Source organism: Mycobacterium sp. FW102-FHT13B02 (assembly GCF_058790275.1).
Genome location: NZ_JBYTCM010000009.1, coordinates 108,992 through 122,765, shown reverse-complemented (window position 1 = coordinate 122,765; position 13,774 = coordinate 108,992). Strand labels below are relative to the sequence as shown.

Genomic DNA, 13,774 nt, shown 5'->3' with positions numbered 1-13,774 from the left:
CCTCTAGCGCGGCGTTCCGCCACCGTCGACGATGATGACCTGCCCGGTGATGTAACTGCCTGCGCCCGAACACAACAGCAGCGCCGTACCCACCATTTCGTCGGGGTTGGCCAGGCGCTTCATGAGCGTGTTGGAAGCCATCGCGTCGATCACCGCCTGCGGATTGTTGCGCACCATGTCGGTGTCGACCGGACCGGGCGCGATGGCGTTGACCCGGATGCCGTCGGCCGCGTAGGCGGCCGCCATCGACCGGGTGAACGAGAGCAGTGCCGCCTTGCCCGCGGCGTACATCGACACGAACGGCGCGAACTGGAATGCCCCCACCGATGACATGTTCAGGACGGCCGCGGCCGGGCTGGCCTTCAAGTGCGGCAACGCTTTCTGCACGAGGAACACCGGACCGCGCAAGTTGGAGTCATACGACTTGGCCCACGCTTCGGGCGTCATCTCCCCCAGCGGCTGGGCCAGTGCGTTGGCCGCGTTGTTCACAAGAACGTCGATGCCACCGAACTCCGCCACGGTGGCGTCCACCAGCCGGTCCAGATCGTCGAGGTCGCCCATGTTCGCGGGCACGCCGATCGCCTTGCCGCCCAGGCCACGCAGGTGCTCGGCGGCGGCCTCGCAGGCGTCGGGTTTGCGGCTCGCCACCACCACATTGGCGCCGGCCAGGATGAACCCCTCTGCCATCGCGAGGCCGATGCCGCGCGTCCCGCCGGTCACGATGGCGGTGCGGCCGGTCATGTCGAACAGGCGGTCAAATGTGGTGCGGTCCATGGCTAGCAGTAGACCACAGGGGGCAGCTGACCTGACCCGGCCCGCACCGTTGAGTGGCTCTGCCGTGCCCCGACCTAGACGCCGCCGTCCAGAGTCCGCGCACTGACGAACTCGCGCTGCTCGCCGGTCACCGGATCGACAAAAGCGAGCCGGTGAGCCAACAACTGCAGCGGCGTCGAGAAATCGCCGGCAGGGACATCAAGCACCGTGGGGTACAACGGATCACCATCGATCGGCAGCCCGAGCGAGTTCATGTGCACCCGCAGCTGGTGAGTGCGACCCGTCGACGGCGTCAGCTGGAACAGCCCATCCTCAACCGGCTCAACGAGAGTCACCGCATTCACCTCGCCCGGCTCCACGACAGCCTGTAAAGACCCGCGCCGCTTCATAATCCGGTTGCGCAGTTCGACGGGCTCGGGCAGTGTTCCAGCCGATGACCGCGCCAGATACGTCTTGGACACCGCACCCGAGGCGAACATCGTCTGATAGGCACCGCGGACCTCGCGCCGCACGGTGAACACCAGTACACCCGCGGTCAGCCGGTCCAGCCGATGGGCCGGCGACAGCTCCCACAACCCGAGGGCCCGCCGCAGCCGCACCAGTGCCGTCTGGACGACGTGCCCACCGCGGGGCATGGTGGCCAGGAAGTGCGGCTTGTCGACCACGACGATGTTCTCGTCGCGGTATAGCACGGGCGCGTCGAACGGGACGACGACCTCATCGGGCAGGTCCCGGTACCAATAGATGAACGCCCCGGCCGGCAGCTCGGTTGCCTCCGTGACCACGGAGCCGTCAGCGCAAAACACCTCGCCGGCAAGCACTTTCGCGGCCGCGTCGGCACCGAACCGAGTGTGCAGCTCGGCCAGCACCGGCCCGCCGTGCACCCGCAGACGAGCAGGTCCGATCCCCTCGTAGCCGAGACGGGCAGGCAGGCTCAATCGAGCGGTACCGGCTCGAGGATCTCCGACCGGGCCTCGGGAGCCGCCGCCCGCAACGCATCTGCCGATTCGTCGTCGGGCTGAGTCTGGGACAGCACCTCGGCTTCGACCCGGGCCAGGTACGTCGCAACCTCGCGGTCGACGTCCTCGGCGCTCCAACCCAGCACGGGTGCAACAACTTCCGCGACCTCACGGGCACAGTCCACACCGCGGTGCTGGTACTCGATGGAGATCCGCATGCGGCGGGCCAAGATGTCCTCGAGGTGCAGCGCACCCTCCGCCGCGGCCGCGTACCAGGCCTCGACCTTCAGATACACCGGCGCCTCGGTGATGGGCTCCAAGAGGTCAGGTCGGACCGCAGCATTCGTGTGTGCCATGTCCAGCACCTCGCCGATCAGCGAGCCGTAGCGATCCAGCAGGTGGCGCACCCGGTAGGGATGCAGGCCGTAGTGCTGGCCGACGTGTTCGGTCTGGTTGATCAGCGCGAAGTAGCCGTCGGCCCCGAGCAGCGGCACCTTCTCGGTGATCGACGGCGCCACCCGCGTCGGCACGAACTCGCTGGCCGCGTCGATGGCGTCTTCACCCATGACCCGGTAGGTCGTGTACTTGCCGCCCGCGATGGCCACCAGGCCCGGCGCCGGCACCGCGACGGCGTGCTCGCGGGACAGCTTGGAGGTCTCCTCGCTCTCGCCCGCCAGCAGCGGCCGCAGGCCCGCGTAGACGCCATCGATGTCGTCATGGTTGAGCGGGGTGGCCAGCACCTTGTTGACGTGCCCGAGGATGTAGTCGATGTCGGCCTTGGTCGCCGCCGGGTGCGCCAGGTCGAGGTTCCAATCGGTGTCCGTGGTGCCGATGATCCAGTGTGTACCCCACGGGATGACGAACAGCACCGACTTCTCGGTCCGCAGGATGATCGCCACCTCACTGACGATGCGGTCCCGTGGCACGACGATGTGCACGCCCTTCGAGGCGCGGACCCGGAAGCGGCCGCGCTGCTTCGACAGGGCCTGAATCTCGTCGGTCCACACCCCGGTGGCGTTGACCACCACATGGCCGCACACCTCGGTCACCGCGCCGGTCTCGGAGTCGCGAACTCGCACGCCGGTGACCCGGTCGCCTTCGCGCAGCAGCGCCACGACCTGCGTCGAGGTGCGGACGACGGCGCCGTAGTGCGCGGCGGTGCGGGCAACGGTCATGGTGTGCCGGGCGTCGTCGACCACGGTGTCGTAGTAACGGATCGCGCCGATCAAGGAACCGCGCTTGAGCCCGGGAGCCAGCCGCAGCGCCCCAGCCTTGAGGAGGTGCTTCTGCGCGGGCACCGACTTGGCGCCGCCCAGCTGGTCATACAGGAAAATGCCGGCGGCGATGTAGGGGCGCTCCCAGATCCGTTTGGTCAGCGGGAACAGGAACGGCAGCGGCTTCACCAGGTGGGGCGCCAATGTGGTCAGCGACAGTTCGCGTTCGTGCAGCGCCTCACGCACCAGGCCGAATTCGAGCTGTTCGAGGTAGCGCAGGCCACCGTGGAACATCTTGCTGCTGCGGCTCGAGGTGCCGGACGCGAAATCGCGCGCCTCGACCAGTGCGACCTTCAGCCCCCGGGTCGCCGCGTCGAGCGCTGCACCGGCGCCGACGACGCCGCCGCCGATCACGATGACGTCGAACTGCTCGGCACCGAGCCGGTTCCACGCGGTGTCGCGCTGCGCGGGACTCAGCAGGGTCTGACCGTTGCCCGGGCCGGGAATCGGGTCACTCACGGCGGAACTCCTCGTGGTTACTCGTCGGTAGGCCTTGCGACCCGAGCCTACGTGGTCGGCCTCGTTCGCGTGTCAGTCCAGATCGTCGTGAGCCATGAGCCGGCGTGCCGTCTCGACGATCGAGCCCGAGAATGACGGGTACACCGACAGCGTCTGGGCCAGGTCCGTCACCGAGATCCGGTTCTGCACCGCGAGCGCGATCGGCAGGATCAGCTCGGAGGCGATCGGCGCCACCACGACACCACCGATCACCACACCCGTCGCCGGTCGACAGAAAATCTTGACAAAACCGCGCCGCACCAACGACATCTTCGCGCGCGCGTTCGTGGTCAACGGCAGCATCAGCGTGCGGGCCGGGACGGTGCCGGCATCGATCGCCGATTGCGGCACCCCGACTGCCGCGATCTCCGGGCGAGTGAACACCGCGGCCGCCACCGTCCGCAGCTTGATCGGCGAAACCCCTTCACCCAGCGCGTGATACATCGCGATGCGGCCCTGCATGGCGGCCACCGAGGCCAGCGGCAGCAGACCCGTGCAGTCGCCCGCCGCGTAGATGCCCGACGCCGAGGTGCGCGATACCCGGTCGACCGTCAAGTAGTTGCCGGGGCCGAGCTCGATGCCGGCCTTCTCCAGCCCCAAGCCCGAGGTGTTGGGCACCGACCCGATGCTCATCAACGCGTGGCTGCCCTCCACGACGCGGCCGTCGGCCAGGCTCACCTTGACGCCGGTTTCGGTACGGACCACCGAATCGGCGCGGGCGTTCTTGACCAACGTCACACCCCGCTCGGAGAACACCTCCTCGAGCACCGCGGCGGCGTCAGAGTCTTCGTGCGGCAGGATCTGGTCGCGGCTGGCCACCACGGTGACCTTGACGCCGAGTTCGGTGTAGGCATTGCAGAACTCGGCGCCCGTGACACCGGAGCCCACGATGACCAGGTGCTCGGGCAGGTCGGTGAGGTCGTACAGCTGCCGCCAGTTCAGGATGCGTTCGCCGTCGGGTATGGCGTTGGGCAGCACCCGGGGGCTTGCGCCGGTGGCGATCAGCACGACGTCGGCCTTCAGAACTCCGGTTCGGCCGTCGGGCGTCGTGACCTTGACCCGGTGATGGGCCATACCGGGGATGCTGTCGACCAGCTCACCGCAGCCGGCCACCACATTGACCCCGGCCCGCAGCAGCTGACCGCCGATGTCGACCGACTGACTGCGCGCCAGTGTCTTGACACGGTTGTTGATCTGCGGCAACGAGATCTTGGCGTCCTCGATCTTGATGTCGAAGCCCAGCCCGTCGGCCCTGCGCAGCTCGGTTCGCACGCCGCTGGAAGCGATGAACGTCTTGGACGGCACGCAGTCCCACAGCACACACGCGCCACCGATACCGTCACGGTCGATGACCGTGACCTGCGTTGCCTCAGGGCCGTAACCGGCGGCAACGAGGGCTGCCTCATACCCGGCGGGACCGCCTCCGATAATCACGATGCGCGAAACCACGGCTACATCTAACCCTGAGTTGGGTGCCCGACGCCCGACAACAAGCCGTAGGCTTGCCGAGTGCCGCTCTACGCCGCTTACGGATCGAACATGCATCCGGAGCAGATGCTTCAGCGGGCCCCTCATTCCCCGATGGCGGCCACGGGGTGGCTGCACGGCTGGCGGCTGACGTTCGCCGGCGCCGACATCGGCTGGGAGGGCGCGCTGGCGACGCTGGTCGAGGATCCGCTCGAGAAGGTCTTCGTCGTGCTCTACGACATGACCCGCGAGGACGAGGAACGCCTGGACCGCTGGGAAGGCTCCGAGCTGGGGATCCACAAGAAAATCCGGTGCCGGGTGCACCGAGTGTCGTCGGACACCTCGACCGAGCCGGTGCTCGCCTGGCTGTATGTGGTCGACGCCTGGGAGGGCGGGCTGCCCTCGGCTCGGTACCTCGGGGTCATGGCCGAGGCCGCCGAGATCGCCGGCGCCCCCGCGGACTACGTCCACCACCTCCGCACCCGCCCGTCCCGCAACATCGGGCCTTAGTTTTTTGGCCGCGAGCGTGCGTGTTTGCGGGCGACACTCCGCCGTTCGCGTGCGGGTACGTCGCGCTCGACGCCCATGAGTGTGACGATTTCGACAGCGCCAGTTATCCACAGTCCGTGATCGATCCACAGATGGCGCGCGGTCACTGCCGATGATCGCGATGCGACTTCATGCTCGGAGCATGAATGCCGATCTCAAAGCATTGTTGGAAAGCCAGGGCTCTGTAGCCACCAGCGGCCAGATCCTCGATCTGCAGTCCCGGCGGGAGTTCAACGAAGACCTCAGAACCGGAGCGCTGCAACGCATCTGGCAAGGGGTCTATTGCCGCGGCGAGCCGGACGACTGGACCCGGCTGCGCGGGCTCGATCTCTCCGCCGGTGCCGTCGTTCCCGTCTGCCTCGGCACCGCGGCGGCGCTGTACGGCTTTGACACCGAGAACCCGAAGGACCTGCACGTCCTCAATCCCCCGCACCACCAGCTCCGAAATGCGGACGGATTGGTGGTACACCGCCGTGAGGACGCTCCGATGGCAGAGGTCCAGCGCCGGCCAGCCACCACCGCAGCCTGGACCGCCGTCGAAGTCGCCCGCGCGCTACGTCGGTCCCGTGCGCTGGCTACCTTGGATGCGGCGTTGCGGTCAGGCACTTGCGACCGCGTAGAACTTGCCCGCGCACTGACGAAACAGGCAGGACGCCGCGGCATCGTTGCGGTCCGCGAACTGCTGCCATTGGCAGATCCCCGCGCGGAGTCTCCAATGGAGAGCGAAGCGAGGCTCGTGATGATCGATGGTGGTCTACCTGTCCCTGAACTTCAGTACGAAATCCTTGACGGCCGTGGGCAATTGCGCCGCCTAGATTTTGCTTGGCCCGAGTATCGAGTTGCCGCCGAGTACGACGGCATGGATTGGCACAGCGGCACCGAAGCGATGTTGTCCGACCGCAGCCGAACGTCAGCGCTGATGGACATCCAGTGGACTGTGGTACCGATCATCTTCGAGGACGTCCGACGCCGGCCCGACGACCTGGTAGCTCGGATTGCGATGCAGTTGCGTCACGCTCGGGCCGCTTGACAGCGCCCAAAGTGCACGGAAATGTCCGCGTGTCGCCCGCAAACACGCACGCTCGCGGTTAAAAGGCCGCGGCCTGCTCGATGATGTTGACCAGCACCTGGACGCCGACGCCGAGGGCGCGTTCGTCGAGGTCGAAGTTCGGCTGGTGGAGGTCGAGTTGCGGCCCGACGCCCGGCCAGACGCCGAGCCGGGCCATGGCGCCCGGCACCTCTTCGAGGTACCACGAGAAGTCTTCGCCGCCACCGGATTGCTTGGTGTCGGCCAGGGCCTCCGCGCCCAGCGCTTCGATGGCGTGGGTCATGATCCGCGTCGACAGTTCCTCGTTGACCACCGGTGGCACGCCGCGCCGGTACAGCACCGTGTGATCGACGTTGAGCGGTGCCAGCAGCGACGAAACGATCTCGCGGACAATCGATTCCATGTCCAACCAGGCGTCGCGGCTGGCCGTGCGGATGGTTCCGGCCAGGGTTCCGGTCTGCGGTATGGCGTTCGAGGCGAACCCGGCATTGACCGCGCCCCACACCATCACGGTGCTGTGCCGCGGGTCCACGCGACGGGACAGGATGCCGGGCACCCCCGTGATCAGCGTGCCGAGCGCGTAGACCAGGTCACCCGTCAGATGCGGACGGGACGTGTGCCCACCCGGCGAGTGCAGGGTGATCTCCATCTGGTCGGCCGCCGAAGTGATGGGCCCGGCAATGGTGGCGACCTTGCCCACCTCCAGCCGTGGATCACAGTGCAGCGCAAAGATTCTCGATACGCTTGCCAGCGCACCGGCGGAGATCGCGTCCAGCGCGCCACCAGGCATCAGTTCCTCGGCGGCCTGGAACACCAGGCGCACACCAACCGGCAGCGTCGGCGCCGACGCGAGAGCCAACCCGGCGCCCAAAAGCACCGCCGTGTGGCCGTCGTGTCCGCAGGCGTGTGCGACGTTGGGGACCGTCGAGGCGAACGGCAGGCCCGTTCGCTCGTCCATCGGTAGCGCGTCCATGTCGGCGCGCAGGGCAATCCGTGGCCGGTCCTCGGGGCCGAAATCACAGGTCAAGCCGGTGCCGCCGGGCAGAATCTTCGGGTTCAACCCGGCCTCGGCGAGCCGCGTCGCGACGAATTTGGTGGTCTCGAACTCCTGCCGGCCCAACTCCGGGTTGGCGTGCAGATGCCGCCGCCACCCGACCAGGTCACCGTAGTTCGTGGCCAGCCAGCGCTCGGCGTGGTCCGAGAGGGTCATCCGCGCCCTGCCTTCACTTGTCGCTGAACCGCTGCCCGGTCCGCCATCTTCTGCACAACCCGGGCCCGCTCGGCAGGGGCCTGCGCCAGCGCAACCACCGTGCGCGCCAACATGATCGCCCCCTCGGTGACGGCCTTGTCCGCACTCGGCCCCGCCGCCGCCGCGGTGAACTCGGGTTGGTGGATCGACGCCCCGTTGGCCTCGATCCCGACCACCGGATGGATACCCGGCATCACCTGCGTGATGTTGCCCATGTCGGTACTGCCAAGGGGTACAGATACTTCCAGGTCCACCGGCAGCGGAGTGCGGCCCAGCCGCTCCATCTCGGCCCGGAAGACCGCCGTCAGCCACGGGTCGGGGGTCAGCGCGTCGTACCGCGGCGACACCTCGGTCACCTCGTGCGTGCAGCCGGCCGCCAGTGCCCCCGCGGCGAAGCAGGAGAACATCCGCACTTCCAGCTCGTCCAGCGACGCCGAGTCGGTGGCGCGCATCGTGTACAGCAATTCCGCATGCGCCGGAATGACATTCGGCGCCTGACCGCCGTCGGTGACGATGCCGTGCATCATCTGGCCGGGCACCAGCTGCTGACGCAACAGACCGATCGCCACCTGAGCGACCGTCACCGCGTCGGCCGCATTGATACCCAAGTACGGAGCGACCGCAGCGTGCGACTCGCGCCCGCGATAGGCCACCGACACCTCGGATAGTGCCAGGGAACGCGCACCCGCGATGTCCACCGGGCCGGGATGCAGCATCACCGACGCCGCAACGTCGTCGAACACACCGGCGTTCAGCAGCAACGCTTTCCCACCGCCGGCCTCTTCTGCCGGGGTTCCGATGAGTGCCACGGTGATGCCGAGTTGGTCGGCGACCTCGGCCAGCGCCAGCGCCGTGCCGACCGCCGACGCGGCAATGATGTTGTGTCCGCAGGCATGTCCGATGCCGGGCAGCGCGTCGTACTCGGCACAGATGCCGATCACCAGATCGCCGCTGCCGTAGTCGGCCCGGAACGCGGTGTCCAGACCGCCGGCGGCCGCGGTGACATGGAACCCACGTTCGGCCACGAGCGCCTGGGTCTTGGCGCAGCTGCGATGCTCCGCGAAAGCCAGTTCCGGCTCGGCGTGTATCGAGTGTGACAGCTCGATCAGATCGGCACGGTGGCGCGCGACGGCATCGGTCACCATCTGCAGTGCGTCTCCCGTGAGCATCATGGAAGTATCGCACCGGCCCGTTTGGCCGCAGGTGGCAACTGTCGGGGCGAGCGAAGCGACGGGATAGACCTAAGGTGGATGCCGTGACCGATCCGCAGGCCACCCCTGACTTCGCGGCCGCTGCGGCCGCCGCCGCCATCCGTGACCGCACCGGAATCGCCGGCTTCGACGTGGCCGTCGTGCTCGGTTCGGGCTGGGCACCAGCCGCTGCCGTGCTGGGTGAGCCCTCAGCCGCCATCGCCATGGGTGACCTCCCCGGGTTCTCCCCGCCGACCGCGTCCGGACACGGCGGCCAGGTGCTGGCGCTGCGGGTCGGCGAAAGGGGTGTGCTGGTCATGCTGGGCCGTATCCACGCCTATGAGGGCCATGACCTGCGTCATGTCGTCCACCCGGTGCGCACCGCCATCGCGGCAGGCGCAAGCACGGTGGTGCTGACCAACGCGGCGGGCGGCCTGCGCGAGGGGTACTCGGTGGGCCAGCCGGTGCTGATCAGCGACCACCTGAACCTGACGGCCCGCTCGCCCCTGGTTGGTGCGCAGTTCGTCGACCTGGTCGACGCCTACTCGCCGCGGCTGCGGGCACTGGCCCGCGCCGTCGATCCGTCGCTGGCCGAAGGCGTGTATGCCGGACTGCCCGGCCCGCATTACGAGACGCCAGCCGAAATTCGGATGCTGCGGACCCTCGGTGCCGACCTGGTCGGCATGTCGACGGTGCACGAGACCATCGCCGCCCGCGCCGGCGGCGCCGAGGTGCTGGGCATCTCGATGGTGACGAATCTGGCGGCCGGTATGACGGGCCAACCGCTCAGCCACGCCGAGGTACTGGAGGCAGGACGCCAGTCCGCGACCCGGATGGGGACGCTGCTGGCCGAGTTACTCCTGCGGATGTGACCCCGTGGCATCTGCGCCCCTGACCTTCGGCACCGCCGGCCTTCGTGGCCCCATGCGTGAGGGCCTCGACGCCATGAACGTCACCACCGTCAGTCGCGCGACGTGGGCGGTGGCCCAGGTGCTCAAAGAGCGTCGCCGGGGCGGGTCGACGGTCGTGGTCGGTCGCGACGCGCGGCACCACTCCGACGAATTCGCCACCGCGACGGCAGAAATCTTTGCCGCCCAGGGATTTTCCGTGGTGTTGCTCCCCCACCCGGCGCCGACACCCGTCGTCGCCTATGCGGTGCGACATCTCAATGCCGTGGCCGGCGTCCAGATCACGGCGTCGCACAATCCGCCGGCCGACAACGGTTACAAGGTGTACTTCGACGGCGGCATCCAGATCGTCCCGCCGACCGATCGGGACATCGAGACCGCCATGCGCCAGGCGCCAACCGACATCGCCCGGCAGCCCGTGACGCCCGCCGATGAGACGCTTGTCGAGCAGTACGCGCGGCACACCGGGGCACTGCGCACGACCGAAGGTGACGTCCGGGTGGCGCTGACCGCGATGCACGGAGTCGGTGGCGCATTGGCGGTTGATGTGCTCAACCGCGCCGACATCGTCGATATTCGCACGGTGGCAACACAATTCGACCCCGATCCGGACTTCCCCACCGTGGTGTTCCCGAATCCCGAAGAGCCCGGCGCCACCGACCTGCTGCTGGCGTTGGCCGACGAGACCGGCGCCGAAGTCGCAATCGCCCTCGATCCCGATGCGGACCGCTGCGCCGTGGGCATCCCGACCACCAGTGGCTGGCGCATGCTGTCCGGCAACGAAACCGGTTGGCTGCTAGGCGATTACCTGTTGTCGCGCCTGCGCCCGGACGAAGCCAGAGACACCGTCGTCGCCAGCTCACTCGTGTCGTCGCAACTGCTCGGCTCGATCGCTGCCGACTACGGCGCCCACCATGTCGAAACCCTCACCGGCTTCAAGTGGCTGGCCCGCGCCGACAACGACATTCCGGGCGCCACCCTGCGCTACGCCTACGAAGAGGCCATCGGGCACTGCGTCGACCCCGAGGCGGTGCGCGACAAAGACGGCATCAGCGCGGCAGTGGTGTTCTGCGATCTGGTTGTGGCACTGCGGAATCAAGGCCAGACGGTCGAGCGTCGATTGGACTACCTTGCCGCGAAGTACGGCGTCCACGTCACCGGCGCGGTTTCGGTACACACCGACGCCGACGCGGTGATGTCCCGCCTGCGGGCCGAACCGCCGACCGAGATCGCCGGCATCCCGGTCCGCACGCAGGACCTGGCGCAGCTCCGCGGACAACGGCGCACCGACGCCCTCATCTTCACCGGCGAGGGCCTTCGGGTCGCGGTGCGTCCGTCGGGCACGGAGCCAAAGGTCAAGGGCTATCTCGAGATCAGCAGGCTACCGGCCGCCGATGTGACTGCCAGCCGCACCATCGCCGAGTCAGAACTGGCGAATATCCGGGACGCGGTAGCCGGGCTCCTGGCCCCGGCCTGAGTGTCCCTGACACCTTGGCGACGGAACCCGTCAGCATGAGTTGACATCGTCAGCAAGTGCTGACGGTTCCAGATCGCAAGTGTTGCAAGAGCAGACGACACGCCGACGCAGGCGACACGCCCGATGCCATCCTCAGCGCGGACCGAACTGCCGGTCCCCCGCATCGCCCAGCCCGGGCACGATGTACGCGTCGGTGTTCAGGCTGTCGTCGATGGTCGCGGTGACCAACTTCAGCGAAGGAACCACCTTCTCCACCAAGGCAATTCCGTCGGGAGCGCACACCACGCACACGGCGGTGATGTCGTCAGCCCCGCGGTCGAGAAGCAGGCGCAGAGTGTGCGCCAGCGACCCACCGGTGGCCAGCATCGGGTCCAGCACCATGACCGGCCGCCCGCTCAGATCCGCCGGCAGCGACTCCAGGTACGGCGTCGGTTGATGGGTCGTCTCGTCGCGGGCCATGCCGACGAAGCCGACCTGAGCCTCCGGAATCAACGCGTGCGCCTGGTCGACCATGCCCAGACCGGCGCGCAGCACCGGCACCAACAGAGGCGGGTTCGACAGCCGCGACCCCGTGGTGGCCGCCACCGGGGTCTGGACCGGCAACTCTTCACACGCCAGGGAGCGGGTGGCCTCGTAGACCAGCATCAGCGTCAGGTCACGCAGCGCAGCGCGAAACCCCGCATTGTCGGTGCGCTCGTCGCGCAAGGTGGTCAGCCGCGCGGCGGCCAGGGGGTGGTCGACGACCCGGACGTCCATGGGCGCCAAGATTAATGGAACCGAACGGGCATGACGGCCGTCTTATCCACATGACCCGAAACCTGACCGTGGACCCGTCAGCTCTGCACGCTCTGGCCGCTGATTACCGCGCTCAGAGCACCGAACTGGCCACGCATGCGGCGAGCCTGACCGCCCTCACGCGAGAGTTCGACGTGTTCGGCCCGGTCGGTGCGACCTTCGCCGCCGCACTGGCACAAGCAACGCACCACCAGGCTCAGTTGGCGCACCGGCTCAGCGCGCACCTGGACACCGGCAGCGCAGCGGCCCTCCGCACCGCGGCCGACTTCATCGACGCCGACCACAGCGCCGGCGGCCGGATCGGAGCCTGGTGATGACGGGTTCGTTGACAACCGCCCTCACGGCGCCGATCCGGGAGGTGCAGGCGCTGGTCGGTCCCGGCGGAGCTGATCCGTCCGATGCCCTGCGCGCGGTGCAGTCCGGGCTGGACAACGTCGCCGCCGCTGCCGACGGCGCGTGGCAGCAGGCGGGCGGGCAGTGGACCGGCGCCGCAGCGGGCGGTGCGAGCCAGTTCGCGAACGCGGCCGTCACAGCCATCGTGGCGATGGCGATGACCGCCGGGCAGCTCAGCACCCACACCGAACGCGCCGCTGCCGCAGTGGCACGGGCCCGCGAACGTCTGGACACCATACTGCGGAATTTCGAGACCAGAGCCGCCGAGCTCGAAGCCACCCTCGAATCGCCCGCCGATGCCGCGGCACTCATCGACGAGGCCAGTCGCGCTCTCGACGAGGCCATCGCCGTGGTGGACGAGCTGCACACCGAACTCGCCGGCCAAGCCGAGCAGGTCACCGCGGTAGCGAGCGCGCCTCCGCCGGCAAGTCACGGATCGTCTTGGCCGACTAGCAGTCTGGGCACGGGGACCTCCGCCGGGCCAGGCCCCGGTATGGGCCTGCCGAGCCTGGGTTCAGCCGGCGGCCTTGGCACCAATTGGGCGAGTGGGCTCGCGGGTCCCGCTGCCCAGGCTGCGCAGGCCGCGCTCGGCCACCGCCGACCGCCCGACCCGGCAAAGTTCGGCGCCGGCGAAGCCATCACGCTGCCCGACGGCACCACCGCCACCGCACCCAACAAGGTCGCGGCCGACGCGGTGCGGCACGCTCTGACGCAACTGGGTGTGCCGTACGTGTGGGGCGGGACGACGCCCGGCGTCGGGCTGGACTGCAGCGGCCTGACGCAGTGGGCGTATCGCGAGGCCGGCCTCGACCTACCGCGGCTGGCGCAGGAGCAGGACATCGGCGCCGCCGTCGACCGCGGCTCGCTACGCCCCGGAGACCTCGCGGTGTGGGACGGCCACGTCGCGATGATCGTCGGCAACGGCCTCATGGTGGAAGCCGGCGACCCTGTACAGCTGTCCCCGATCCGAACCACCAACCTGAACCAGGGTTTCCACGGCTTTTTCCGCCCGACCGCATGACCGCTGCCGAATACGACGACGCGATGGCCCGCGCCCGCGCGGCGCTGGCGGTGCTGAGGCGTGCGGCTACCGAACTGTCGAGAGCGGACGCCGCCGCCGATATCACTACGGCGCTGAACCACCTGCGCGACGATCTGCGCCGACACGGCTCGCCCACCACCCGGTGACCCGA

14 protein-coding genes are annotated in these 13,774 nt (G+C 68.5%); 7 read left to right on the top strand and 7 right to left on the bottom strand.

The window, feature by feature from the left end; all coding sequences use genetic code 11:
* Positions 1-3: 3 nt before the first annotated feature.
* From AC3WTE_RS17490 to AC3WTE_RS17475, 4 genes are all read right to left on the bottom strand, one after another.
* The gene (locus AC3WTE_RS17490; RefSeq protein WP_492439402.1) at positions 4-774 is read right to left on the bottom strand and encodes an SDR family NAD(P)-dependent oxidoreductase; all 771 of its coding nucleotides are present in this window, start codon (positions 772-774) and stop codon (positions 4-6) included.
* Between the two features lie 74 nt (positions 775-848).
* Entirely contained in the window at positions 849-1,712 is an 864-nt protein-coding gene (locus AC3WTE_RS17485) for a pseudouridine synthase (protein ID WP_492439400.1), read from the bottom strand.
* On the bottom strand, positions 1,709-3,466 hold the full coding sequence (locus AC3WTE_RS17480; protein ID WP_492439398.1) for a glycerol-3-phosphate dehydrogenase/oxidase: 1,758 nt from the start codon (positions 3,464-3,466) through the stop codon (positions 1,709-1,711). Before AC3WTE_RS17480 ends, AC3WTE_RS17485 begins: the two co-directional genes overlap by 4 nt.
* A 72-nt stretch (positions 3,467-3,538) precedes the next feature.
* Complete coding sequence (locus AC3WTE_RS17475) at positions 3,539-4,954, bottom strand: NAD(P)H-quinone dehydrogenase (RefSeq protein ID WP_492439396.1); 1,416 nt, start codon at positions 4,952-4,954, stop codon at positions 3,539-3,541.
* 60 nt (positions 4,955-5,014) lie between these two features.
* On the opposite strand from AC3WTE_RS17475, the gene AC3WTE_RS17470 reads away from it, so the two are divergent.
* Positions 5,015-5,482 (top strand): gamma-glutamylcyclotransferase family protein, encoded by a 468-nt coding sequence (locus AC3WTE_RS17470; RefSeq protein ID WP_459366356.1) that lies wholly within the window; start codon positions 5,015-5,017, stop codon positions 5,480-5,482.
* 181 nt (positions 5,483-5,663) lie between these two features.
* A complete protein-coding gene (locus tag AC3WTE_RS17465) occupies positions 5,664-6,551 on the top strand; it encodes a type IV toxin-antitoxin system AbiEi family antitoxin (protein ID WP_492439394.1) in 888 nt (295 codons plus the stop codon).
* Between the two features lie 58 nt (positions 6,552-6,609).
* Here AC3WTE_RS17465 and AC3WTE_RS17460 read toward each other — a convergent pair whose 3' ends face one another.
* Entirely contained in the window at positions 6,610-7,779 is a 1,170-nt protein-coding gene (locus AC3WTE_RS17460) for a M20 family metallopeptidase (RefSeq protein ID WP_492439393.1), read from the bottom strand.
* A complete protein-coding gene (locus tag AC3WTE_RS17455; protein WP_492439582.1) occupies positions 7,776-8,987 on the bottom strand; it encodes a M20 family metallopeptidase in 1,212 nt (403 codons plus the stop codon). The genes AC3WTE_RS17460 and AC3WTE_RS17455 overlap by 4 nt, the downstream gene beginning before the upstream one ends.
* 86 nt (positions 8,988-9,073) lie before the next feature.
* Here AC3WTE_RS17455 and AC3WTE_RS17450 point away from each other — a divergent pair, with 86 nt between their 5' ends.
* Both AC3WTE_RS17450 and AC3WTE_RS17445 read left to right on the top strand, forming a co-directional pair.
* Positions 9,074-9,880 carry a purine-nucleoside phosphorylase gene (locus tag AC3WTE_RS17450; protein WP_492439391.1) on the top strand — a complete coding sequence of 269 codons (807 nt, stop codon included), beginning with the start codon at positions 9,074-9,076 and terminating at the stop codon, positions 9,878-9,880.
* A gap of 52 nt (positions 9,881-9,932) precedes the next feature.
* A complete protein-coding gene (locus tag AC3WTE_RS17445) occupies positions 9,933-11,393 on the top strand; it encodes a phospho-sugar mutase (protein ID WP_492439580.1) in 1,461 nt (486 codons plus the stop codon).
* 132 nt (positions 11,394-11,525) lie between these two features.
* On the opposite strand, the gene upp is transcribed toward AC3WTE_RS17445, so the two are convergent.
* Positions 11,526-12,149, bottom strand: coding sequence for a uracil phosphoribosyltransferase (gene upp, locus AC3WTE_RS17440; protein WP_492439390.1), 624 nt, complete (start codon positions 12,147-12,149; stop codon positions 11,526-11,528).
* A 50-nt stretch (positions 12,150-12,199) separates the two neighbouring features.
* On the opposite strand from upp, the gene AC3WTE_RS17435 reads away from it, so the two are divergent.
* Genes AC3WTE_RS17435 through AC3WTE_RS17425 form a run of 3 tightly spaced genes read left to right on the top strand, consistent with a single transcriptional unit; the run spans position 12,200 to position 13,769 of the window.
* Positions 12,200-12,502 (top strand): type VII secretion target, encoded by a 303-nt coding sequence (locus tag AC3WTE_RS17435; RefSeq protein WP_492439388.1) that lies wholly within the window; start codon positions 12,200-12,202, stop codon positions 12,500-12,502.
* Positions 12,502-13,602, top strand: coding sequence for a C40 family peptidase (locus AC3WTE_RS17430; RefSeq protein WP_492439387.1), 1,101 nt, complete (start codon positions 12,502-12,504; stop codon positions 13,600-13,602). Before AC3WTE_RS17435 ends, AC3WTE_RS17430 begins: the two co-directional genes overlap by 1 nt.
* The gene (locus tag AC3WTE_RS17425; RefSeq protein WP_492439385.1) at positions 13,599-13,769 is read left to right on the top strand and encodes a hypothetical protein; all 171 of its coding nucleotides are present in this window, start codon (positions 13,599-13,601) and stop codon (positions 13,767-13,769) included. The genes AC3WTE_RS17430 and AC3WTE_RS17425 overlap by 4 nt, the downstream gene beginning before the upstream one ends.
* The last annotated feature ends 5 nt before the right edge of the window (positions 13,770-13,774 follow it).